General features: G+C 66.9%; 18 protein-coding genes and 1 pseudogene. 9 read left to right on the forward strand and 10 right to left on the reverse strand.

What is annotated here, in order from left to right; genetic code table 11:
* Nucleotides 1-96: 96 nt before the first annotated feature.
* Entirely contained in the window at nucleotides 97-3,069 is a 2,973-nt protein-coding gene (locus PNI01S_RS24695) for an autotransporter outer membrane beta-barrel domain-containing protein (protein ID WP_084359580.1), read from the reverse strand.
* A gap of 163 nt (nucleotides 3,070-3,232) precedes the next feature.
* Here PNI01S_RS24695 and PNI01S_RS24700 point away from each other — a divergent pair, with 163 nt between their 5' ends.
* On the forward strand, nucleotides 3,233-3,574 hold the full coding sequence (locus tag PNI01S_RS24700) for a zinc ribbon domain-containing protein YjdM (protein WP_024766124.1): 342 nt from the start codon (nucleotides 3,233-3,235) through the stop codon (nucleotides 3,572-3,574).
* A gap of 113 nt (nucleotides 3,575-3,687) precedes the next feature.
* Here PNI01S_RS24700 and PNI01S_RS24705 read toward each other — a convergent pair whose 3' ends face one another.
* The 3 genes from PNI01S_RS24705 to PNI01S_RS24715 form a co-directional block, all read right to left on the reverse strand.
* On the reverse strand, nucleotides 3,688-4,527 hold the full coding sequence (locus PNI01S_RS24705) for an acyl-CoA thioesterase (protein WP_084359582.1): 840 nt from the start codon (nucleotides 4,525-4,527) through the stop codon (nucleotides 3,688-3,690).
* Nucleotides 4,528-4,606: 79 nt separating this feature from the next.
* Nucleotides 4,607-5,635, reverse strand: coding sequence for a DUF5924 family protein (locus PNI01S_RS24710; RefSeq protein WP_024766126.1), 1,029 nt, complete (start codon nucleotides 5,633-5,635; stop codon nucleotides 4,607-4,609).
* A gap of 294 nt (nucleotides 5,636-5,929) precedes the next feature.
* On the reverse strand, nucleotides 5,930-6,838 hold the full coding sequence (locus tag PNI01S_RS24715) for a LysR substrate-binding domain-containing protein (RefSeq protein ID WP_024766981.1): 909 nt from the start codon (nucleotides 6,836-6,838) through the stop codon (nucleotides 5,930-5,932).
* A 203-nt stretch (nucleotides 6,839-7,041) separates the two neighbouring features.
* Between PNI01S_RS24715 and PNI01S_RS24720 the strand changes: the two genes are divergently transcribed.
* The 8 genes and pseudogenes from PNI01S_RS24720 to PNI01S_RS24750 all read left to right on the forward strand — a co-directional run bounded on the left by PNI01S_RS24720 (nucleotide 7,042) and on the right by PNI01S_RS24750 (nucleotide 15,624).
* Nucleotides 7,042-7,839: a carbon-nitrogen hydrolase family protein gene (locus PNI01S_RS24720; protein WP_065083730.1), complete on the forward strand. Its 798-nt coding sequence runs from the start codon at nucleotides 7,042-7,044 to the stop codon at nucleotides 7,837-7,839.
* 182 nt (nucleotides 7,840-8,021) lie between these two features.
* Entirely contained in the window at nucleotides 8,022-9,515 is a 1,494-nt protein-coding gene (locus PNI01S_RS24725; protein ID WP_084359584.1) for an aldehyde dehydrogenase, read from the forward strand.
* A 115-nt stretch (nucleotides 9,516-9,630) separates the two neighbouring features.
* Nucleotides 9,631-9,731 (forward strand): annotated as a pseudogene (locus PNI01S_RS28875) (hypothetical protein); the annotation flags it as partial.
* A 12-nt stretch (nucleotides 9,732-9,743) separates the two neighbouring features.
* On the forward strand, nucleotides 9,744-11,126 hold the full coding sequence (locus PNI01S_RS24730; RefSeq protein ID WP_065083729.1) for an aspartate aminotransferase family protein: 1,383 nt from the start codon (nucleotides 9,744-9,746) through the stop codon (nucleotides 11,124-11,126).
* 290 nt (nucleotides 11,127-11,416) lie between these two features.
* Entirely contained in the window at nucleotides 11,417-12,463 is a 1,047-nt protein-coding gene (locus tag PNI01S_RS24735) for a gamma-aminobutyric acid-binding protein (RefSeq protein WP_084359586.1), read from the forward strand.
* Between the two features lie 69 nt (nucleotides 12,464-12,532).
* Nucleotides 12,533-13,924 carry a purine-cytosine permease family protein gene (locus PNI01S_RS24740; RefSeq protein ID WP_084359588.1) on the forward strand — a complete coding sequence of 464 codons (1,392 nt, stop codon included), beginning with the start codon at nucleotides 12,533-12,535 and terminating at the stop codon, nucleotides 13,922-13,924.
* On the forward strand, nucleotides 13,921-15,033 hold the full coding sequence (locus PNI01S_RS24745; RefSeq protein ID WP_084359590.1) for a class II histone deacetylase: 1,113 nt from the start codon (nucleotides 13,921-13,923) through the stop codon (nucleotides 15,031-15,033). The genes PNI01S_RS24740 and PNI01S_RS24745 overlap by 4 nt, the downstream gene beginning before the upstream one ends.
* Nucleotides 15,034-15,228: 195 nt before the next feature.
* The gene (locus tag PNI01S_RS24750) at nucleotides 15,229-15,624 is read left to right on the forward strand and encodes a lysozyme inhibitor LprI family protein (RefSeq protein ID WP_084359592.1); all 396 of its coding nucleotides are present in this window, start codon (nucleotides 15,229-15,231) and stop codon (nucleotides 15,622-15,624) included.
* 195 nt (nucleotides 15,625-15,819) lie between these two features.
* On the opposite strand, the gene fdhA is transcribed toward PNI01S_RS24750, so the two are convergent.
* The 6 genes from fdhA to PNI01S_RS24780 form a co-directional block, all read right to left on the reverse strand.
* Nucleotides 15,820-17,019, reverse strand: a complete 1,200-nt coding sequence (gene fdhA / locus PNI01S_RS24755) for a formaldehyde dehydrogenase, glutathione-independent (protein WP_038803808.1) — start codon at nucleotides 17,017-17,019, stop codon at nucleotides 15,820-15,822.
* A 327-nt stretch (nucleotides 17,020-17,346) separates the two neighbouring features.
* On the reverse strand, nucleotides 17,347-18,204 hold the full coding sequence (locus tag PNI01S_RS24760) for a formyltetrahydrofolate deformylase (RefSeq protein WP_024766976.1): 858 nt from the start codon (nucleotides 18,202-18,204) through the stop codon (nucleotides 17,347-17,349).
* 95 nt (nucleotides 18,205-18,299) lie between these two features.
* Nucleotides 18,300-18,935, reverse strand: coding sequence for a sarcosine oxidase subunit gamma (locus PNI01S_RS24765; protein WP_037012695.1), 636 nt, complete (start codon nucleotides 18,933-18,935; stop codon nucleotides 18,300-18,302).
* Nucleotides 18,936-19,107: 172 nt separating this feature from the next.
* Nucleotides 19,108-22,128: a sarcosine oxidase subunit alpha gene (locus PNI01S_RS24770; RefSeq protein ID WP_084359594.1), complete on the reverse strand. Its 3,021-nt coding sequence runs from the start codon at nucleotides 22,126-22,128 to the stop codon at nucleotides 19,108-19,110.
* Nucleotides 22,128-22,457: a sarcosine oxidase subunit delta gene (locus PNI01S_RS24775; protein WP_084359596.1), complete on the reverse strand. Its 330-nt coding sequence runs from the start codon at nucleotides 22,455-22,457 to the stop codon at nucleotides 22,128-22,130. Before PNI01S_RS24775 ends, PNI01S_RS24770 begins: the two co-directional genes overlap by 1 nt.
* Nucleotides 22,458-22,653: 196 nt before the next feature.
* Nucleotides 22,654-23,904, reverse strand: a complete 1,251-nt coding sequence (locus tag PNI01S_RS24780) for a sarcosine oxidase subunit beta (protein ID WP_024766973.1) — start codon at nucleotides 23,902-23,904, stop codon at nucleotides 22,654-22,656.
* Between the last annotated feature and the right edge of the window lie 42 nt (nucleotides 23,905-23,946).

A 23,946-nucleotide genomic window follows, 5' to 3' on the forward strand; every position in this document is an offset into this window, starting at 1 on the left:
CCGAGATTGGCCGGGAAATTTCCGATTCATCCGTGTCAAAGACTCAAAGGAAAAAGCCCGGTGGGTACCGGGCTTTTTCGTTGCACGTTGTTCAGGTCAGAACGCCATCTGCCACTGGGCGATCAGCGCGTGGTTCTGCGCATTGCTCCCCATCTGCCCGCTGTAGCCGATGCCGACGCTATTGCGTGCGGACAGGCCGACGTCGAAACCGACGTCCAGCAGCAGGCTGTTGCGGTCCAACGCGGTGCCCTGGACGCTGAAGGCATCACCGCCGGCAATGAAGGACTGGCGGGTTTCGCTGTCGATGTCGCCGAAGGTGTGACGCCAGCCCAGGCCCAGGCGCGGGGTGAGACTCATGCCGTTGCTCAGGGTATCCAGGCGGGCGATGCGCAGGCCCAGGGTGCTGCTCAGGTTGTCCTGGTCCTGGGAGTCGACGTGCAGTGCGGCGGCGCCGCCTTTCTCGTCGTACGAATCGCGCTCGTAGCGCTGGTAGTCCAGGCGTGCGTAGGGCTCGGCGCTCAGGCGGCCGCTGCCCATGGCGTAGCCAGTCTCGGCGAAGGCCTGCCAGCTGTCGGCGTCATAGTCACCTTTGGGGCGATCGCTGACGCCGTCGAACTCGACCCGGCGTTTGCTCTCGCCGTCGTGGCTGCTGTAGGCCGCGCCCAGTCGCAGGGCCAGCGGGCCGCTCTGGTGCAGCGCGTAGGCGCCCAGGTGCCAGCTTTCGATATCGCCGGAAACACCGCCGCTGCCATCCAGATCAGTGTGCGAGTAGCCGCCCAGCACGCCCAGGCGCCAGTCCGGAGTCACTGCCCAGTCGGCACCGAGCAGGGTGCCGCCGGTGTCCTGTTGCAGGTCGCCACTCTTGTTGTGTTCGTCGAGCTTGCCGTGGCTGCCGATGCCCTGTACCCACAGCCGGCCGGAGGCGTTCGGGTCGTTCAGGTTGCGCGCTTCGCTGGGCACGCCGGTGGCGGCGAGCATCGGCGTATCGTTGCGCTCGGTGGCAGCCAGCAAGCTGCTGCTGCCCAGTTGGCGTACGGCGTTGAGCATGGCGCTGCCGACCTGCTGGCTGCCGACGATGGTCGCGGCGGCGAGGCTGGCGTTACTGGCGCCGGCCAACTGCTCCAGGGCAGCGCTGGCGTTGCTTGCATCGCTGGTGACCAGTGCGTTGTACAGCGCGCCGCCGTTCTGGCTTTGCAGCGCGGCGCCGGCATTGCGGCCGTTGCTGCTGCTGGCCAGGTCGCCGAACTGCACGTCGTTGCGGATCAGTTGCAGGTCGACGCTGTTGGCGCTGTAGCTGAGCGTCGGGGTGAGGAAGGCGAAGTTGCTCTTCACGTCGGCGAACTGCCCGCTGACGCCGCCGGTAGCACCGATGACCTGCACACTGCTCTGCCATGGCCAGTTGCCGCTGCCAGCCTGCACGGCGAGGTGCGAGCCTGCGATGCTGGCGGTGCCGTCCACCTGCACGATGGCATGGGCGCCGCTGGGCTCCACGCCGAAGGAGAGCGTCGAGCCGCTCTGCAGGTTGAGGTTGCCGGTGACGTGGGCAGCGCCCAGGGTCGGCGAGGCGACCAGGGTGCCGGCGACGTCCAGGCCGCCGACACTGCCGCTGCCCGAGTAGGTGGCGCCCTGGTCGACCTGCAGGGTGCCGAGGAGGCTGCCGGTGTTGCTCAGGCTGGCGCCGCTGAAGACTTCGCCGCCTTCGCTGAAGTCGTTCACGCTGGAGAGGGCCCAACTGCCCTGTTTCACGTCCAGCCATTCGAAGTTGCTGCTGTTGCCGAAGCTGCCGCCGGCGGCGTCGTCGAGGGTCACGCTATCGCGGCCGCTGCCGCCGTCCACCAGGCCTTCGAAGCGGCTGCCGGAGAGCAGCACCAGGCTGTCGTTGCCGCCGCCCATTTCCAATGCGATGCCGTTGCCGCCGTGGATCAGACCGTCGTTGATCACGGTGTCGTCGAGGTCGCCCGAGAGGGTAACGCCCGAGGAGGATTCGCCGGAAATCGTGCCGTGGTTTTCCAGTGTGGTGGAGCTGAAGCCGCTGTTGCCGTTGCCGTCGTCGACCAGGATGCCGCGGTCGACGCTGCGGATGACCGCGCCGGCGTAGTTGATGACGGTGCCGCCGCCCATGGCGATGCCTTCGCTGCCGTTGGGCGAGCCGTCCTTCGAGCCGGCTGCGCCGAGACCTTCGATGATGCCGTGGTTCTCGATGTGGCCGGTGTAGTCGATGTCCACGCCATCGCCGTCGCCGTCCGGCACCAGGCCGTTGTAGGCGCCGCTGATGCGCCCGTAGTTGATCACGGTGCCGTCGCCGTCCGAGCCGAAGCCCGAGCCGTTGCGGCCGATGATCACGCCGTCCGCATGGTTGATCAGGGTGGCGCCCACATCGGTGGTGATGCCGTGGCGGCCGCCGCTGATCAGGCCGTGGTTTTCCACCTGGCCGCCCGCGGCACCCTGGAAGTCGATGCCGTCGTTCTTGGTGTCGGCGGTGACCATGTCGGAGCTGCTGATCTCGCCGTAGTTGGTGATGCTCGCGTTGCCGCCGGGGCGAATCGCGTCGTTGCCGTCGCTGTGGATGACCCCGCTGGCGCGGTTGATGATCGTGGTGGCGGCGGCGCTCTGCAGCTTGTCCAGGTCCAGCGCCTGGCCGGTGGCCGAGGTGATGCTGCCGGCGTTGTCGATCAGCAGGCTGCCGGCGCTGAACGGGTTGTTCATGCGGATGGCGTCGTCGTAGCCGCCGATGCGGCCGCCTTCGCGGTTGATGATCTGGTAGAAGCGCGTGGTGCTGTCGCTGCCGGAGGTATCGACCACGCGGCCGGTGGTGGACTGCAGCAGGCCGCTGTTGTCGATGACCACGCCGCTGCCGGTAGCTGCGCCCTTGAGGTCGAGGCTCTTGCCGCTGGTGACCAGGCTGCCGATGCGGGTGACCGTCAGGGTGTCCTGGTTGGCCAGTGTCCGGCTGCTGGTCTGCGCGTCGCTGATGATGGGCGATACCGGAACGGCATTAGCGGTTTCCGCGGCCAGGCTCGCCAGAACGACGGCGATGCTCAGCGCGAGCGGGGAGGGCTTGTGCAGCATGGCGTGGCGTCCTTTTTCTTATCGAAGAGGCCGCCTTTTATAGCGATGGATTCTTACGCTTTTGTAACGGTGCTGGCTCATTGCCAATGCTGTTGCCGGGCAGGGACGGGAGAAACCTTATATACTCTGCGGTCTTTTTACCGTTTCCACTGTGAGAACCGCCGTGAGCCAGCTGCCGCCCTGCCCCAAATGCAATTCCGAATACACCTACGAAGACGGCGCCCAGCTGGTCTGCCCCGAGTGCGCCCATGAGTGGTCCGCCGATGCATCCGCCGAGGCTGACGGCGACGCGCGCGTGATCAAGGACTCGGTGGGCAACCTGCTGCAGGACGGCGATACCGTCACCGTGATCAAGGACCTCAAGGTCAAGGGCTCGTCCCTGGTGGTGAAGGTCGGCACCAAGGTGAAGAACATCCGTCTCGTCGACGGCGACCACGACATCGACTGCAAGATCGACGGCATCGGCGCGATGAAGCTGAAGTCGGAGTTCGTGCGCAAGGTCTGAGCCTACTGCACAGCGATGAGAAAGCCCGGCCAAGTGCCGGGCTTTTTGTTGCCTGCCTGCCGCAATACCTCCTACAGGTGACCCATGCCCCTCCGAAAACGGGTCTGAGGCACTTATTCCTTGTAGTAAACGATCTGGTTGCTGGTCGCCAGCAGCGCGCCGGACTCGCTCCACAGCTGCGCGCTCTGGTCGAAGAAGCCATTGCGGAATTCCTGGGCGCGGGCGTCGCCCAGCAGGTGGCCGGTGCCGACCTCGGCCAGTTGCGCCGCGTCGGTGTGGAAGTAGGTGGTGATCGACACGGTGCCGGCCGGTACCGGCGTGGCGCGGCGCAGCCAGACGCGCGGGTAGAAGATGTCGCTCAGCGCCGCCAGGGACAGGAAGTCCAGCGGGCGTGGTTGTGCATCGCGCATCCAGAGCTGGCTGCGGCTGGTCTCGCCGCTGCCGTCCCATTTCGTCGGGAAGGCGCCGGAGACCGGGCGCATCTCGTACTGCCTGGGCCAGGCCACGCCCTTGGCGGCTGGGCTCATCGGCTCGAAGTCGCTGGGCGGAGCGACGTTCGGCGCGGGGATATCGGTCAGGCTCCAGGTTTCGCGGCGCAGCGCGGTGACCAGGGTGGCAGTGGTGGTGACCTGCTGTTCGCCGGCGTCATCGGGCTGGGTCAGTTGCAGCAGCCAGTGCTGGGTGGAGCGGTTGGTGCGCACCGGGATGGCTTCGACCTGGAAGGCGCCTGCCACGACGGCAGCGGCATAGTTCACCGTCAATGACACCGGGCTGCCGAGCAGCTGCGGATGGCGCAGCGCGCCCTGCAGCAGGACTGCGGCGGTCACGCCACCGAAGGGGCCGACCATGTTCCAGTAGTCCTGGCTGGTGTGGCCTTCGTAGAGGTTGGGCTGGCCGGCTACGGGTTGCAGGGCCACGGCGCGGTCGAACGGGTGCAGGGCAGTATCGGTCATGACTCTCTCGGTGCTTTTTGTTCTCGGGAGAGGCTCTATGTAGAGGAAAGCGCCGAGGCGGGTCAAGGATACCGAGCGGTCAGGGCGTGACCTCGAAGCGCAATGTTCCGATGACTTGTCCGGCTTCGGTGAGCACCTGCACCTGCCACTTGCCGCTGGGGTCGCTGGGGAAGTTCTGCTTGTGCGTCCAGGCGCGATAGCCGGCTTCGCGGCCGCCCTTGATGTCCAGGGCGATGCGGTCGACTTCCTGGCCGTCCTTGCGCCAGGCGTGATAGATGCGCTCGTTCAGCCCGCGCGGAGCGTTGATCGCGGTGTAGGCGTAAAGGCCCTGGCTCTTGATCTGCGCGACGCTGACCGTCTCCAGGCTGTCGCCGGGAGTGCGCTGGGCGTTGTCGAAGCTCTCGGTCACCGCCATCTCGGTCATCCACAGGGTCGACGGCGGCACCCAGGCGCGGGCGAACCAGCCCACCGCGCCGATGGACAGGGTCAGGCCGACGAGGGCGAACCAACGCCACCATTTGTGGATCTTCACCGTCACCGCGAGGCTGGGGAAGGACAGCAGCACGGCGATGCCCAGCGCCGCCTGGTAGCTCTGCGGGGTGCTCAGGTGGAGGATGATCGGCAGCGCGGTGAGCAGCACCGCGAACAGCGTCAGGGTGTGATAGCCGAGGAAGGTCCAGCGCCGCACCGACAGCCACTTGTAATAGATCGGGTCGGTGATCGCGGCAAGCCCCGCCAGCGTCAGCACGCCGGTGAACAGCGCCTGGCCGCTGTTCCAGGTGGTGGTGACGAAGAAGAACGGCAGGCAGAAGAACAGGCTTTCCTGGTGGATCAGCTGGGTCGCGTAGCGCAGCAGGCCCGGCGGTACTTCCCAGCCGAAGCGGCTCTTGAAGCGCTTGGTGAGCAGGTTCTCCAGCATCAGCCAGATCCAGCTGACCAGCATGACGATGGCCATGGCGCGGGCGAAACCGGCGCGGTGGCGGTCGACCATGACGAAGCTGAACACCCCGGAGCAGAAACCGAAGAGGGCGATCAGGCGCGGGTAGCGCTGCAGCAGGCCGAGGACGAGGGTGATCAGGCGCTGCACGCGCTCTTTCCAGATGAGCATGGGGACGATGGGACAACGAAAACGAAAGGGGGCGAGATTGTAACGCCGGATGTCGGCGAGGGGCACGGGGAGTGACGGGAGGGGAGTTTGGTGCCTGGGTGTTTCCCTCACCCCAGCCCTCTCCCAGGGGGAGAGGGGGCCGTTCGCAGTGTTGGCTTGTTTTCGGAGTTAGCCGGCGAGCGCTGTGTATTCAGTGCATGCCGACCAGTCCCCTCTCCCTCCGGGAGAGGGTGAGGGCAGGCCGCAGCGCCGACGTCTGTTCGCGAGCGAGCTCGCTCCTACGAAGAGCGGGCTTCAATGCTTCCCGCTCAACTCCTCCCGTGCGAAGTCGACGAACAGCTGCGCCGGCTTGGTCAGCTGGGCGCGCTTGAGCCAGGCGGCGACCAGGCCGGAGGCGCTGACGTCCTCGGCGATGTTCACCATCACCACCTTCTTGCCGTCGTAGGTGCACTCCGAATGCGGGCGGGTGACCAGCACCGAGAAGCCGAAACCCTGGCCGACCATGCCGCGCACCATCTCGATGGAGGGCGAGCTGAAGGCGATGTGCGGGTTCAGCCCCAGTTCCTCGAAGATGCGCACGAAGTAGGTGCGGCTGGGTTGCACGTCCAACAGGATCATCGGTTCCAGCACCAGGTCGCGCAGGGACACCTTGTCCTGCTTGGCGAAGCGGTGGTTCTCCGGCAGCAGCGCGTAAGGGCGCTGGGCGGGCATCAGCGGGTCGGTGGAGATGGTCGCGTCGAGGTCGTGTTCGTAGAGCAGCGCCAGGTCGAAGCGGCCGGCGGTGAGGCCCTGCACCAGCTCCTGCTGCTCGCCGTCGCTGATGCGGATTTCCACGCCCGGGTAGCGCTCGCGGAAGCCCGAGATCAGGCGCGGCAGGTAGAGCGGGGCGACGGTCTCGAAGCAGCCGATGTCGATCTGCCCGGCGACCACGTCATTGTCGGCCAGGGCGTTCTGCTCGAACTCGTGGGCCATGCGCAGCAGTTCCTGCGCCTTGCGGTAGAAGCGCGCGCCGCTGGGAGTGAGCGACACGCCCTGGGCGTGGTGGCGGATGAACAGCTGCACGCCGAAGCTCTCTTCCAGCCCCTTGATCGCCGTGGAAATGGACGGTTGCGCGATGTACAGCTTGCGCGAGGCTTCAGCCACGCTGCCGCACTCCACGGTGGTCACGAAATACTTCAGTTGCCGCAAGGTATAGGAAGCCACTGCACGCCTCGTTGATGCTTTTTTATACAAGATACCGCGTTGAGCCGGCCGGCGGGGGCGGCCCGTGGCGAAGATTTTCCTCGCCGGGGACCACATTTTTCATGGCCTTGGCCGCCTGCTGCGTCCCTCCGGGCGCGGGCATACTCCGCCCAAACCCTAAATGCACCCTGCAAATCCCGTACACGCGGACTGGAGTAAAGCCCATGCGCATGGCCCTGTGGCAGACCTGCGGACTTCCCGGCGACGTTGCCGGCAACCTCGACCAACTGGAGCGCCAGGCCAGCGCGGCCGCCGCAACCGGCGCGCAGCTGCTGCTCTGCCCGGAACTCTGGCTGGGCGGCTACAACGTCCCGCAGCAGATGAACGAGCTGGCCGAAGCGGCGGACGGGCCGTCCGCCCGGCGTATCGGCGAGCTGGCGCAGCGCCTCGGGCTGGCTATCGCCTACGGCTACGCCGAACGCCACCCTCAGGGCGGCAAGCCGTACAACTCGGTGCAGGTGATCGGCCCATCCGGGAAGGCCATCGGGCACTACCGCAAGGCGCACCTGTTCGGCGCCATGGAGCGCGAAGTGTTCAGCGCCGGTGATGTGCTGGAAGCCCCGTTCGACTACGCCGGCTGGCGTATCGGCCTGCTGATCTGCTTCGACGTGGAGTATCCCGAGGCGGTACGCACCCACGCACTGAACGGCGCCGGGCTGATCCTCATCCCCACCGCGCTGACGCCGGAGTACGGCGCGGTTCCGGGCGTGATCGTCCCGGCGCGGGCGGTGGAGAACCAGTTGTTCGTCGCCTACTGCAACCACTGCGGCGTGGAGGACGGGCTGGCCTTCCTCGGCGGCTCCTGCATCGTCGCGCCGGACGGCGAGCGCCTGGCTGCCGCCGGGCCCGCGGAGAGTCTGCTGATCGTCGATCTCGACACGCAGCAGCGTGCCCGCCAGGCCGGCACCTTCCCTTACCTGGCGTGCCGCCGCCCCGAGCTGTACGGTGCGCTGACCCGCTGAATACGGGCCCTGCAGCGGTGCGCAGGCACGCCCCGCGATGGCGCGCCATGCTCCGGGCTGGTGCGAGGCTGCCCAGCTTTTTCATATACCCCGAAGACAAATTTAATAATTTTCCTTGGCAAGGCCTTCGGCGACCATCCAATCCACATTCCAACAACAACGATCCTCCACGGAGTGCCCTGGTGTACGAGCTCAACGATTGGCGGCAGCGTGCTGCCCGGCAGACCTTCATCGACAGCGCGCTGATCGGCGGCCGCCGCGTGGCTGCGCAGGACGGCGCGACCTTCGCGTCCATCGATCCGGCGACCAATCGCCTGCTGGCCAATGTCGCCGCCTGCGGCGCGGCCGAGATCGACGCCGCCGTGCGGGTTGCCCGCCAGGCCTTCGAGACCGGCCCCTGGGCACGCATGGCGCCGCGTGAGCGCAAGGCCGCGCTGCAGAAGCTCGCCGAGCTGATGATGGCCAACCGCGACGAACTGGCCCTGCTCGACACCCTGAACATGGGCAAGCCGGTGATGGACGCCTGGAATATCGACGTGCCCGGCGCCGCAGGCGTGTTCTCCTGGTACGCCGAAAGCCTCGACAAGCTCTACGATCAGGTCGCCCCGACCGCGCAGAACGCCCTGGCCACCATCACCCGCACGCCGCTGGGCGTGATCGGCGCCGTGGTGCCGTGGAACTTCCCGCTCGACATGGCCGCCTGGAAGCTGGCGCCCGCGCTGGCCGCCGGCAACTCCGTGGTGCTCAAGCCCGCCGAGCAGTCGCCGTTCTCCGCCCTGCGCCTGGCCGAGCTGGCGCTCGAAGCCGGCATCCCCGAAGGCGTGCTGAACGTCGTGCCGGGCCTGGGCGAAACCGCCGGCAAGGCGCTGGGCCTGCACCCGGATGTGGACGCCCTGGTGTTCACCGGCTCGACCCAGGTCGGCAAGTACTTCATGCAGTATTCCGCGCAGTCCAACCTCAAGCAGGTCTGGCTGGAGTGCGGCGGCAAGAGCCCGAACCTGGTGTTCGCCGACTGCCGCGACCTCGACCTCGCCGCTGAAAAAGCCGCCTTCGGCATCTTCTTCAACCAGGGCGAAGTCTGCTCGGCCAACTCGCGCCTGCTGGTGGAGCGTTCGATCCACGACGAGTTCGTCGAGCGCCTGATCGCCAAGGCCCGCGACTGGGCGCCCGGCGACCCGCTGGACCCGGCCAGCCGCGCCGGCTCCATCGTCGACAACAAGCAGACCGCCGGCATCATGGCCTGCATCGACCGCGCCCAGAGCGATGGCGCGCAGCTCGCCTGCGGTGGCCGCCAGCTGAGCTTCAATGGCTCGGACAACTTCATCGAACCGACCCTCTTCACCGGCGTGCGCCCGGAACAGTCCCTGGCCCGCGACGAAGTGTTCGGCCCGGTGCTTGCAGTCATCCCCTTCGACAGCGAAGAGGAAGCCGTGCGTCTGGCCAACGACAGCATCTACGGCCTCGCCGCTTCGCTGTGGAGCGATGACCTGCACCGCGCTCACCGCGTGGCCCGCAAGCTCAATGCCGGCACCGTGTCGGTGAACACTGTGGACGCGCTGGACCCGGCGATTCCCTTTGGTGGCGGCAAGCAGTCCGGCTTCGGCCGCGACCTCTCGCTGCACTCGTTCGACAAGTACACCCAGTTGAAAACCACCTGGTTCCAGCTGCGCGACTGAAGACAAGACAGGCCGCCGGGGTCGAACCCGGCGCCTGAGCAATACCCCGATTCATAAGAGCCTGTTTTTAACGCCGCCATGCCGACGCGCAGCAGATCGTAAACAGGTTCTAACCGAACCGTTCGAGACGGCCGGTGAGACTGCCCAGGTAAGTCCGTCGCCCTCGATCCCCTGAAGACCCCTCAGGCCGGCTGCCGGAGCACCGCCGAGGGATAGAGGAGAAAGTCGATGACCGACAACACCCGCGCCCCGCGCGACACCCGTGAATACCAGAAAGCCGATGCGGCCCACCACATCCATGCCTTCCTCGACCAGAAGGCGCTGAACGCCGAGGGCCCGCGCGTGATGGTGCGTGGCGAAGGCCTGCATCTGTGGGACAACGACGGCAACAAGTACATCGACGGCATGTCCGGCCTGTGGTGCACCAACCTGGGCTACGGCCGCAAGGACCTGACCGCCGCCGCCACCGCCCAGCTGGACGAGCTGCCGTACTACAACATGTTCTTCCACACCACCCACCCGGCGGTGATCGAACTCTCCGAGACGCTCTTCAGCCTGCTGCCCGACCACTACAGCCACGCGATCTACACCAACTCCGGCTCCGAGGCCAACGAGGTGCTGATCCGTACCGTGCGCCGCTTCTGGCAGATCGAAGGCAAGCCGCAGAAGAAGATCATGATCGGCCGCTGGAACGGCTACCACGGCTCGACCCTGGCGGCCACCGCGCTGGGCGGCATGAAGTTCATGCACGAGATGGGCGGCCTGATCCCGGACATCGCGCACATCGACGAACCCTACTTCTTCGCCGCCGGCGGTGACCTGACCCCGGCCGAGTTCGGCCGTCGCTGCGCGCTGCAGCTGGAAGAGAAGATTCTCGAACTGGGCGCCGACAACGTCGCCGGCTTCATCGCCGAGCCGTTCCAGGGCGCCGGCGGCATGATCTTCCCGCCGGAAAGCTACTGGCCGGAAATCCAGCGCATCTGCCGTCAGTACGACGTGCTGCTGTGCGCCGACGAAGTGATCGGTGGCTTCGGCCGTACCGGCGAGTGGTTCGCCCACCAGCACTTCGGCTTCCAGCCGGACACCCTGTCCATCGCCAAGGGCCTGACCTCCGGCTACATCCCCATGGGCGGCCTGGTGCTGAGCAAGCGCATCGCCAAGGCGCTGGTGGAAGAGGGCGGCGTGTTCGCCCACGGCCTGACCTACTCCGGCCACCCGGTGGCCGCCGCCGTAGCCGTCGCCAACCTGCGCGCGCTGCGTGACGAGGGCTGGGTGACTGCGGTGAAGAACGACACCGGCCCGTACCTGCAGCAGTGCCTGCGCGAGGTCTTCGGCAACCACCCGCTGGTGGGCGACATCCAGGGCACCGGCTTCGTCGCCGCGCTGCAGTTCGTCGAGGACAAGGCCACCCGCAAGCGCTTCGACAACGAGAACGACATCGCCTGGCGCTGCCGCACCATCGGCTTCGAGGAAGGCGTGATCATCCGTTCCACCCTCGGCCGCATGATCATGGCCCCGGCGCTGGTCGCCGGTCGTGCCGAGATCGACGAACTGGTCGACAAGACCCGCCGCGCGGTGGATCGCACGGCCCAGGAAATCGGCGTGCTGTAAGGCACGCACTTTTGTAGGAGCGAGGAGGACGCCTAGTCCTTGCTCGCGAAGCTTTTGTGCTGGGTCTGAGGGCCCCTCTCCCTAACCCTCTCCCTGAAGGGAGAGGGTTAGGGAGAGGGAACCCGCTAGCGCCGAAGTTTCACGAGCAATCCCGCTCCTACAAAAAAGAACACCAACAACAACGCCGCGAGCGCAAAGACGCCCGCGCGATGGAACCCTTTTGCCCGGCTTCTGGCCGGGGGTACTGCCCAGCAACACAACAACGCCAATCCGGCTGTGGGAGTCGTTCCATGAAAGTGTCCTTGCTCACGCGCATCTCCATCACCTGTGCCCTCGCCGCCGCTGTCGGCAGCGTGAACGCCCAGTCCCAAAGCATCACCGTCATCTCCTTCGGCGGCGCCACCAAGGCGGCCCAGGAGCAGGCCTACTTCAAGCCCTTCGAGGCCAGTGGCGCCGGCAAGATCGTTGCCGGCGAATACAACGGCGAGATGGCCAAGGTGAAGGCCATGGTCGATGTCGGCAAAGTCACCTGGGACGTGGTCGAGGTGGAAAGCCCCGAGCTGCTGCGCGGCTGCGAGGAAGGCCTGTTCGAGCGCATCGACCCGGCGGCCATCGGCGACGAGAAGAACTTCGTCCCCGGCACCCTCAGCGAGTGCGGCGTGGCCACCTACGTCTGGTCCATGGTCATGGCCTACAACGGCGCCAAGGTCGCCAAGGCCCCGCAGTCCTGGGCCGACTTCTGGAACACCGCCGAATATCCGGGCAAGCGCGGCCTGCGCAAGGGCGCCAAGTACACCCTGGAAATCGCCCTGCTGGCAGACGGCGTGAAGCAGGAAGATATCTACAAGGTGCTCGGCACGAAGGAAGGCGTCGACCGCGCCTTCGCCAAGCTCGACCAGCTCAAGGGCAACATCCAGTGGTGGGAAGCCGGCGCGCAACCGCCGCAGTGGCTGGCCGCCGGTGACGTGGTGATGAGCGCCGCCTACAACGGCCGCATCGCCGCCGCGCAGAAGGAAGGCGTGAAGCTGGGCATCGTCTGGCCGGGCAGCCTGTACGACCCGGAATACTGGGCCGTGGTGAAAGGCACGCCGAACAAGGCGCTGGCCGAGAAGTTCATCGCCTTCGCCAGTCAGCCCCAGACCCAGAAGACCTTCTCCGAGAACATCCCCTACGGCCCCGTGCACAAGGGCACCCTCGACCTGCTGCCGGCGGACGTGCGCGACGCGCTGCCCACCGCGCCGGCCAACCTCGAAGGCGCCCGCTCGGTGGACGCGGCCTTCTGGGTCGACCACGGCGAAGAGCTGGAACAGCGCTTCAACGCCTGGGCCGCTCGCTGATTTCCCTTTCCTGATCCGCGCCCGGCGCTTGCGCCGGGCCTGCCTTGCCAACGACGCGTGAGAAACACCATGACAACGACGCAAAACCAGGCGACGACGCTGGAGCTGAGCACCATCCAGCCCATCGCTGCGCACGAACGACACGGCCGCGCCCGCGACCTCTTCACCATCTGGTTCGGCAGCAACATCATGCTGCTGACCGTGGTCACCGGCGCCCTGGCGGTCACCGTGTTCAAGCTGCCATTCTTCGCCGCCGTGCTGGCGCTGGTGCTGGGCAACCTGGTGGGCGGCGTGTTCATGGCCCTGCACTCGGCCCAGGGCCCGCAGCTGGGCGTGCCGCAGATGGTGCAGACCCGCGGCCAGTTTGGCTCCTTCGGCTCGCTGCTGGTGGTCGCCCTGGTGGTGATCATGTACCTGGGCTTCTTCGCTTCCAACCTGGTGCTCGGCGGCCAGGCGTTGCACGCGCGCTTCGAGGTGATCGGCACCAACACCGGCATCCTGCTGGTGGGTGCGATCAGCGTGATCGCCACGGTGTTCGGCTACCGCCTGATCCACGGCTACACCCGCGTGATGTCCTGGCTGTCCGGCGCGGTGCTGCTGGTCAGCTTCGTCTGGCTGGTGTTCGTCCACGGCCTGCCGGCGGACCTGCTGCAGCGCAACGAGAACAACATCCCCGGCTTCCTCGGCGCGCTGTCCATCGCCGCGCTCTGGCAGCTGGCCTACGCCCCCTACGTTTCCGACTACTCGCGCTACATGCCGCAGGGCACCGGTGCGCGCACTGCGTTCTGGTCGAGCTACTGGGGCTGCTGCCTGGGCTCCATCCTGCCAATGCTGCTGGGTGTGCTGGTCGGCCTGTCGGTGGGCGAGGGCGACGTCATCGCCGGCCTGATCGAGATGACCGGCGGCTTCAGCGCCATCATGGTTGCGGTGTTCTCCATCGGCATCGCCGCGACCAACTCGATGAACCTGTACTGCGGCACGCTCTCGGCCATCACCGTCGGCCAGACCCTGCTGCCGTCCTGGTCGGCCCAGGCCGGCTGGCGCGCGGTGATCGCCCTGGCGCTGTTCGGTGGCTCGCTGGCCATCGCCCTGCTCGGCCAGGACAACTTCATGGCCAACTACACCAACTTCATCCTGCTGCTGCTCTACGTCCTGGTGCCCTGGAGCGCGATCAACCTGGTCGACTACTACCTGGTGGCCCACGGCGAATACGACGTGCTGTCGTTCTTCCGGCGTGACGGCGGTATCTACGGCACCTTCAACTGGACCGCGGTGAACTGCTACATCCTCGGCATCCTGGTGCAGGTGCCGTTCATGTCCACCGCGCTCTACACCGGCGCCGCCGCGCAGGCCATGAACGGCGCGGACATCTCCTGGGTCGTCGGCCTGGGCGTGGTCTCGCCGGTCTACTGGCTGTTCAGCCGCAAGCGCCAGCGCGCCCTGAAGGCGGCCCGCGCATGAGCCGTCGTACCGGGTTCTTCTTCGACGAGCGCTGCTTCTGGCACGCGACCGGGCTGCATGCCCTGATCCTCCCGGTCGGCGGCTGGCTGCAGCCGCCGGTGGGCGCCGGCCACGCCGAGTCGCCGGAGAGCAAGCGCCGGCTGAAAAGCCTGATGGATGTCTCCGGCCTGAGCAGCCAGTTGCACCTGTCCAGCGCGCCGCTGGCCAGCGAGGAAGACCTGCTGCGGGTGCACCCCGCCAGCTACCTGGAGCGCTTCAAGGCGTACAGCGAAGCCGGCCACGGCGACATGGGCGAGGAAACCATGGTCAGCCATGGCACCTACGACATCGCCCGGCAATCCGCAGGCCTGACCATCGCCGCGGTGGACGCGGTATTGCGCGGCGAACTGGACAACGCCTACGCGCTATCCCGCCCGCCGGGCCACCACTGCCTGCCCGATCGCGGCATGGGCTTCTGCTACCTGGCCAACATCGCCGTGGCGGTGGAGACGGCCAAGGCGCGCCACGGTATCCAGCGCGTGGCGGTGCTCGACTGGGACGTGCACCACGGCAACGGCACCGAGGCGATCTTCTACGGCCGTGACGACGTGCTGACCCTGTCGATCCACCAGGCCGACTGCTACCCCACTGGGACTGGCGCCGTGGACGACATCGGCGAAGGCGCGGGCAAGGGCTACAACCTCAATGTGCCGCTCTATCCGGGCAGCGGCGACGAAGCCTACCGCGCGGCCATGGAAACCCTCATCGTGCCGGCGCTGGAACGCTTCCAGCCCGAGCTGATCGTGGTCGCCAGCGGCTTCGACGCCAACGGCGTGGACCCACTGGCGCGGATGCTCGCCCACAGCGAGACCTTCCGCTTCATGACTGCCGCCGTGCGTGACGCCGCCGAGCGCCTGTGCGCTGGCAAGCTGGTGGTGGTGCACGAGGGCGGCTACGCGGAAGCCTACGTGCCGTTCTGCGGTCACGCGGTGATCGAGGAAATGGTTGGCGTGCGCACCGAGGTGGTCGATCCCTTCCTGCCGATGCTTGAAGGCCAGCAGCCGGACGCGGACTTCCGCGCCTTCCAGCGTCAGGCGCTGGAGCGGATGGCGGCGAAGCTGCTGGGCTGAACCTGCGACGAAACGGCGGATAACCGCGAGCGGTTATCCGCCCTACGGTATCGCGCCAAATCCCGTAGGGCGCATAACGCCCCCAGCGTTATCCGCCGCCTTCTCACGAGCTGAGCTTGGGTCGATGTCCTGCATCGACTTCGCGCCCGAGCGGCTAGAGTAGGGACTCCATCCAAAACAACGGATCGCGTCCCCATGAAGTTCCTGCTCCTTCCCCTCGGCCTGCTGGCCTTCTCCTCCCTCGCCCAGGCCGCTGCCGACTGCGCCGACGCCCAGACCCAGGCGGATATCAACGCCTGCATCGGCTCCGATTACAAAGCCAGCGACAAGCGCCTCAACGACCTCTACGGGCAGTACCGCCAGCGCCTGGATGCCGGACAGAAGAAAGCGCTCACCGCCGCGCAGAAAGCCTGGTTGAACTATCGCGACCTGAGCTGCAAGTTCGAGACCTCCAGCGTCGAGGGTGGTTCGGGTTACCCGATGGCCTACAGCAACTGCCTGAAGGCCATGACCGATCAGCGCATCAAGGAGCTGCAGACGCTGTCCGACTGCCAGGAAGGCGACTTCAACTGCCCCGCTCCCAAGCACTGACGGCTTTTCTGTAGGAGCGAGCTTGCTCGCGAACAGATGTCCCGGTTGCGCCGGTGCTGAGCGGGTTCGCGAGCAAGAACTAGGCGTCCCCCTCGCTCCTACACGTCCCTGCCGTGCGGACAAAAAAAGGGAGCCTTGCGGCTCCCCTGGAGAGACGGCCGCGGAAGTGGCTCGCGGCCGGGGGCGGGTGCGCCGTCAGGCGGCGCGGAACAGGTTGTGCGGGTCGATGACGAATTTCTTCGGCACCCCGGCATCGAACTCGCCGTAGCCTTTCGGCGCATCGTCCAGGGTGATGACCTCCACCCCGACGATGTCGGCGATCTTGATGCGGTCCCACATGATCGCCTGCATCAGCTGGCGGTTGTACTTCATCACCGGGGTCTGGCCGGTGTGGAAGCTGTGCGACTTGGCCCAGCCCAGGCCGAAGCGGATGCTCAGGCTGCCGTGCTTGGCGGCATCGTCCACGGCGCCCGGATCCTCGGTGACGTACAGGCCGGGAATGCCGATCTTGCCGGCCACCCGCACCACGCCCATCAGCGAGTTCAGCACGGTGGCCGGAGCCTCGTGCTGCGACCCGGAATGACCATGGCCGCGGGCCTCGAAGCCCACCGCGTCGACCGCGCAGTCCACTTCCGGCTCGCCCAGCAGATCGGCGATCTGTTCGTGCAGCGGAGTGTCCTTGGACAGGTCGGCGATCTCGAAGCCCTGCGCCTTGGCGTGGGCCAGGCGGGTCGGGTTGACGTCACCGACGATGACCACGGCGGCGCCCAGCAGGCGGGCCGAAGCAGCGGCGGCAAGGCCCACCGGACCGGCGCCGGCGATGTAGACGGTGCTGCCCGGACCCACGCCGGCAGTGACGGCGCCGTGGTAGCCGGTGGGCAGGATATCGGAGAGGCAGGTCAGGTCGCGGATCTTCTCCATCGCCGCGTCGCGGTTGGGCAGTTTCAGCAGGTTGAAGTCGGCGTAGGGCACCAGTACGTATTCCGCCTGGCCGCCGACCCAGCCGCCCATGTCGACGTAGCCGTAGGCGCCGCCGGCGCGAGCCGGGTTGACCGTCAGGCAGACGCCGGTGTGCTGTTCCTTGCAGGTGCGGCAGTGGCCGCAGGCGACGTTGAACGGGACCGAAACCAGGTCGCCGATCTTCATGGTCTCCACGCCCCGGCCGATCTCGACGACTTCACCGGTGATCTCGTGGCCCAGCACCAGGCCCTCCGGCGCGGTGGTACGGCCGCGGACCATGTGCTGGTCGGAGCCGCAGATGTTGGTGGAGACCACGCGCAGGATTACCCCGTGGTCGATCTGCTTGCCTTGCGGGTCCTGCATCTTCGGATAGGGGATGTTCTGGACCTCGACCTTTCCTGGGCCGAGATAAACCACACCACGATTGCCAGACATACGCATTCCTCATTGTGTTTGTGGGTACAAAGGCGGGCCCTGCGGCTCGCGGTTTTGCACTGGGATGTCGTGTGTTGCGCGACAGGGCCGGTCGGTACAGCTGGCAGCCGGCTGGGCTGTCGGTGTTGCTCGGTGCGTGGGAGGAGGTCTAAGAGCCCCTCACCCAAGCCCTCTCCCAGAGGGAGAGGGGGCTTGTTCGGTGCGCTGTCTGGTCACCGGCTTCACCGGTGGCTCCAGAAGCGTAGGGCGGATGAGCTCCATCCATCCGCCGTTCAGGCCGGCACGGCGGATAACGCCTGTGGCGTTATGCGCCCTACGGGTGCTGCTCTACAGCACCACCGTCCGGTTGGCATTCAGGAACACGCGCTTCTCGATGTGGTAGCCCACGGCCTTGGCCAGGGTCAGGCACTCCACGTCGCGGCCCTTGGCGATCAGGTCCTCGGGGTAGTGGGAGTGGTCCACGGGCTCGACGCCCTGGGCGATGATCGGGCCCTCGTCGAGGTCGTTGTTGATGTAGTGGGCGGTGGCGCCGACCAGTTTCACGCCCTTCTGGTAGGCCTGGTGGTAGGGCTTGGCGCCCTTGAAGCCGGGCAGCAGCGAGTGGTGGATGTTGATCGCCCAGCCGTCCAGGCGCCGGCATAGCTCGGGGGACAGCACCTGCATGTAGCGGGCGAGGATCACCAGCTCGGCGCCGGTTTCCTCGATCACCTGCCAGACCTTCGCCTCCTGCGCGCCCTTGTCGTTGGGGTCGAGGGCGAAGTGGTGGTAGGGAATGCCGTGCCAGCGCGCCAGCGGTTCCAGGTCCGGGTGGTTGGAGATCACCGCCGCCACGTCCATCGGCAACTGGCCGATGCGCTGGCGGTAGAGCAGGTCGTTCAGGCAGTGGTCGGCCTTGGAGACCATGATCACCACCTTGCTGCGGTAGCCCGGCGGGGTCAGTTCGACGTTCATCTGGAAGGGCGAGACGCGGTCGGCGAGGCCGGCGCGGAAGGCCGCCTCGTCGAAGCCGTCGCCGGCGCGGAATTCGATGCGGATGAAGAAGCGCTGCGCCAGGCGGTCGTCGAAGGAGTGGTGCTCGGTGACGTAGCAGCGCTGTTCGAACAGGTAGCGCGTGACCACGTCCACCGTGCCCAGCAGGCTAGGGCTGTCGGCGGTGAGGATCCAGGTATCGGGGGTGCGGCTCATGGTCTGGCTCCGAAGTTTTCCTCTGGTTGCAGAGGTTGGAGTGGGGTTTCCCTCACCCCGGCCCTCTCCCAGGGGGAGAGGGGGAAGAGCGTTTCTTACGCCGCTACCTGCAGGCCGTACTCGGCGCAGGCGTCCTGCAGCCACAGCCAGATGTAGTCGGAGAAGCTGCGGCGCACCACCAGCTCCCAGGTGTGCTCCCCGGTATGGCGGATCACCAGCTGGGACTTGGCGAAGTTCGTACCGACCGCCTTGCCCACCGGGAAGTTGCTCGGGTGCACGTCGTAGCCGGTGGACTTCATCAGCACTTCGCGGACCTTGGCGCCTTCGAGTTCCAGCAGGGTCTGGCCGCCGCTGACGTTGATCACCGAGTAGTGCAGTTCTTCGCCAAGCGCCTCGCGCAGGCGCTGCTCGACGGCGAATTCCTCGCCGCCGGGGACGATCAGCAGCCACTCGTCCGGGCCGAGCCACTGCAGCGAGGTTTCGCCCTTGGCCACCAGGCCCAGGGCGACCGGCAGCTCCAGGCCCAGGGCCTGGTGCACGCCACCGGCGAAGGCTGGGTCGTGGGCGTCGCCGCGCAGGGTCAGGTGGCCGAGGAATTTCTTCTCGCGCAGGGTCACGCCGGCATTGGCCACCTTGCGCGCGGCGAGCTTGTCCAGCTCGGCGTGGTGCAGGGGCGATTCGGCCTGGATGCCGTCGGCGGGGCGTTGCTGGTAGAGGTTGGCTTTGCTCATGTTCTGTTCACCTTGGGGGCGCTTATCGCCTGTTTCCCCTCACCCCAGCCCTCTCCCGAAGGGAGAGGGGGCCGAGCTGAGTATGCTGTGAGTGTCGTGCTCGCCGGCCGCCTCGAACTACACCCTCTCCCTCCGGGAGAGGGTGGGGGTGAGGGCAACCGGCCGCTCCGAATCAATCCACGTTCTGCCGCTCCCCTTTCGGGTCGTAGAACACCGAGCTGCAAATCTCCGCTTCGATCACCCGGCCGTCCGCCAGCGGGGCATAGACCTTCTCGCCCAGGCGCTTGATGCCGCCCTTCACCACCGCCAGAGCGAAGCTGTAGCCCAGGCTGCTGCTCATGTAGCTGGAGGTGACGTGGCCGACCATGGTCGCCGGGACGCTGTGCTGCGGGGTGAACAGCAGTTGCGCGCCTTCGGGCAGCAGGTCCATCGGGTTGGTCGGCTTCAGGCCCACCAGCTGCTTGCGGTCTTCGCGCTGGCAGTCGGCGCGGTTCATGCCGCGCCAGCCGATCCACGAGAACGGTTTGGTGCGGCCCACCGCCCAACCCATGTTCAGGTCGTCCGGGGTGACCGAGGCGTCGGTGTCCTGGCCGACGATGATGAAGCCCTTCTCGGCGCGCAGGACGTGCATGGTCTCGGTGCCATAGGGCGTCAGGTTGTACTTCGCGCCCGCAGCGACGATGGCCTCCAGCACACCCATGGCGTAGTTGGCCTGGATGTTCACCTCGTAGGACAGCTCGCCGGTGAAGGAGATGCGGAACACCCGCGCCGGGACGCCAGCGACCTTGCCTTCCTTCCAGGTCATGAAGGGGAAGGCGTCCTTGTCGAGGTCGATGTCGGTGACTTCGGCCAGCAGCTTGCGGCTGTTGGGGCCGGACAGGGTGAGGGTGGCCCAGTGGTCGGTGACCGAGGTGAAGTACACCTTCAGCTCCGGCCATTCGGTCTGGTGGTACAGCTCCAGCCACTCCAGCACGCGCGCCGCGCCGCCGGTGGTGGTGGTCATGACGAAGTGGTTGTCCGCCAGGCACGCGGTGACGCCATCGTCGAAGACCATGCCGTCTTCCTTGCACATCAGGCCATAGCGGGCCTTGCCCACGTCCAGCTTGGTCCAGGCGTTGGTGTAGACGCGATTAAGGAACTCGCGGGCGTCCGGGCCCTGGATGTCGATCTTGCCCAGGGTGGAGGCGTCGAGCAGGCCGACGCTTTCACGCACGGCCCGGCATTCGCGGGCCACGGCGGCGTGCATGTCTTCGCCGCGCTTGGGGAAGTACCACGGGCGCTTCCACTGGCCGACGTCCTCGAACTCGGCGCCGTTCTTCACGTGCCAGGCGTGCAGGGCGGTGAAGCGCACCGGCTCGAACAGGTGCCCGCAGTGACGGCCGGCGACGGCGCCGAAGGTCACCGGGGTGTAATTGGGGCGGAACATGGTGGTGCCGGTGTCGGCGATGCTCTTGCCCTGGGCGCGGGCGGCGATGGCCAGGCCGTTGATGTTGCCCAGCTTGCCCTGGTCGGTGCCGAAGCCCAGCGCGGTGTAGCGCTTGACGTGCTCGATGGACTCGAAGCCCTCGCGGCAGGCCAGTTCGATGGCGGCGGCGGTGACGTCGTTCTGGGTATCGACGAATTGCTTGGGCGCGCGCGCCGTGGATTTCTCGTGGGGCACCTGGAACAGCGCCAGGGTGGCGTCTTCGGCGCGCTCGGCGACCACCGGCAGCTCGCCGTCGACGGACTTGAATCCGCCGTCGACAGCAGCCTGGCTGCCGGCCTGGTAGCCGTCGGCCAGGGCATCGGCGAGACGGAACACGCCGTTCACCGCGCCGGCGCAGAGGCGTTTCTGGAAGGCTAGGCCGGGAACGAAGGCGAGGATGTCCTCGCGCCATTCCGGCTTGCCGCCCAGGTGCGAGGCCAGGTGCACCACCGGACTGTAGCCGCCGGAGCTGGCGACCAGGTCGCAGTCCAGCCACTCACCGGGCGCATTGACCTTGTGGCGGAAAGTGTCGATGGAGGCGACCTTCGCACCGCTCACGCGTTTGCTGCCGCGTGCCTCGATCACTGCGCTGCCGGTGATGACGCGCATACCGCGCTTGCGCGCTTCCTCGACCCACTCGCCACGCGGATTGGGGCGGGCGTCGGCGATGGCGACCACCTGCAGACCGGCTTCCTGCCAGTCCAGGGCGACGCGGTAGGCGTAGTCGTTGTTGGTGGACAGCAGCAGTTTCTTGCCTGGCGCCACGCCATAGCGGCGTACGTAGGTGGAGACGGCGCCCGCGAGCATGTTGCCCGGCACGTCGTTGTTGCCGTAGACCAGCGGGCGCTCGTGGGCGCCGGCGGCGAGCACCACGCGGTTGGCGCGCACGCGATGTACACGCATGCGCACCTGACCCAGCGGAGCGGTCTCACCGAGATGGTCGGTGCGGCGCTCGTGGATGGTGAGGAAGTTGTGGTCGTGGTAGCCGTTGACCGTGGCGCGCGGCAGCAGGAGCACGTCCGGGTTGCCTTCCAGCTCGGCGATCACCTTGGCCACCCATTCCTCGGCCGGCTTGCCGTCGAGGGTTTCGCGGGTATCCAGCAGGCTGCCGCCGAACTCTTCCTGTTCGTCGGCGAGGATCACCCGCGCACCGCTGCGCGAGGCGGCCAGGGCGGCGGCGAGGCCGGCGGGGCCGGCGCCGACGATCAGCACGTCGGCGTGGTGGTTCATCCAGTCGTAGCTGTCCGGGTCCACTTCGGTGGGCGCGCGGCCCAGGCCGGCGGCCTTGCGGATGTACTTCTCGTAGGTCAGCCACATGGACTGCGGGTACATGAAGGTCTTGTAGTAGAAGCCCGGCGGCATCAGCTTGCCGCCGACCTTGCCGAAGATCCCCATGAGGTCGTTCTGTACGTTCGGCCAGCCGTTGGTGGCGGTGGCCACCAGGCCGTTGTACAGCGCCTGCTGGGTGGCGCGCACGTTGGGCACCTGGGTGGATTCGCGCGAGCCGATCTGCAGGATGGCGTTGGGCTCTTCTGCGCCGGCGGCGACGATGCCGCGCGGGCGCGAGTACTTGAAGCTGCGGCCGAGGATGTCGACGCCGTTGGCCAGCAGCGCGGCGGCCAGGGTGTCACCGGCGAAGCCCTGGTAGCTCTGGCCGTTGAAGCTGAAGGTCAGCGGCTTGTTGCGGTCGATGCGACCGCCACGGGACAGGCGATTGATCTGGCTCATTAGGCCTTCTCCACGGCGGGCTGGACAGCGGATTTCTTCTCGGAGTTGGCGGCGGTGACGTTGGGTTTTTCGCCGATCTTGTAGGTTTCGAGAATCTCGTAGGTCACCGTGTGGCGGGTGACGTTGAAGTACTGGCGGCAGCCGGCGGCGTGCACCCACAGCTCGTGGTGGATGCCGCGCGGGTTGTCGCGGAAGAACAGGTAGTCGCCCCATTCGGCGTCGGTGCAGGCGGCCGGATCGAGCGGGCGCGGGATGTGCGCCTGGCCCTTGGCGTGGAATTCCTCTTCGGAACGCAGCTCGCCGCAATGGGGGCAGAAGATGTTTAGCATTTTGTAGCCTCCGGAAACTGATCTTGCCGGCTGACCGGCTCCCTCTCCCTTCAGGGAGAGGGTTGGGGAGAGGGTCGCTCTCCCGTTGTTTCGTTTCAGTTGAGGGTTGGCTCGCGCCTTCAGCACCCTCTCCCGCCCTTCGGGCACCCTCTCCCTGAAGGGAGAGGGTCATCAGATTTCGCCCTTCGGGCGGCTTTTAGTGAGCGACGGCGGCGGCGCCGTGTTCGTCGATCAGCGCGCCGGTGTGGAAGCGTTCGATGGAGAAGGGCGCGGCCAGCGGATGCGGCTCGCCCTTGGCGAGGGTGGCGGCGAAGACGTTGCCTGAACCGGGCGTGGCCTTGAAGCCGCCGGTGCCCCAGCCGCAGTTGAAGAACAGGTTCTTCACCGGAGCCTTGCCGATGATCGGGCAGGCGTCCGGGGTAGTGTCGACGATGCCGCCCCACTGGCGGTTCATGCGTACGCGCGAGAGCACCGGGAACATCTCGACGATCGCCTGCAGGGTGTGCTCGATCACCGGGTAGGAGCCGCGCTGGCCGTAGCCGTTGTAGCCGTCGATGCCGGCGCCGATGACCAGGTCGCCCTTGTCCGACTGGCTGATGTAGCCGTGCACGGCGTTGGACATGATCACGCTGTCGATGATGGGTTTCAGCGGCTCGGAAACCAGCGCCTGCAGCGGGTGGGACTCGATCGGCAGGCGGAAGCCGGCGAGCATCGCCATGTGCCCGGAGTTGCCGGCGGTGACCACGCCGACGCGCTTGGCGCCGATGAAGCCGCGATTGGTCTCGACGCCGATGACCGCGCCGTCCTGCTTGCGGAAGCCGATCACTTCGGTCTGCTGGATCAGGTCCACGCCCAAGGCGTCGGCGGCACGGGCGAAGCCCCAGGCCACGGCATCGTGTCGGGCCACGCCGCCACGACGTTGCACGGTGGAGCCCATCACCGGGTAGCGGGCGCTCTTGGTGCAGTTCAGGTAGGGAATCTCTTCGGCCACCTGCTGGGCGTTGAGCAGTTCGCCGTCCACGCCGTTGAGTCGGTTGGCGCTGACGCGGCGCTCGCCGTCGCGCATGTCCTGCAGGGTGTGGCAGAGGTTGTAGACCCCGCGCTGGGAGAACATGACGTTGTAGTTCAGGTCCTGGGACAGGCCTTCCCACAGCTTCATGGCGTGTTCGTAGAGCAGCGCCGACTCGTCCCACAGGTAGTTGGAACGCACGATGGTGGTGTTGCGCGCGGTGTTGCCGCCGCCCAGCCAGCCCTTCTCGACCACCGCGACGTTGGTGATGCCGTGCTCCTTGGCCAGGTAGTAGGCGGTCGCCAGGCCGTGCCCGCCACCGCCGACGATGACCACGTCATACACCGGCTTGGGCGTGGGCGTGCGCCACATGCGCTGCCAATTCTCGTGGTGGCTCAGGGAGTGCTTGAACAGGCCGAAGCCGGAGTAGCGTTGCATGGGGTGCTCCTGATCTCTTCCCCCTCTCCCCTGGGGAGAGGG

This window comes from Pseudomonas nitroreducens NBRC 12694 (genome assembly GCF_002091755.1).
GTDB lineage: Bacteria > Pseudomonadota > Gammaproteobacteria > Pseudomonadales > Pseudomonadaceae > Pseudomonas > Pseudomonas nitroreducens.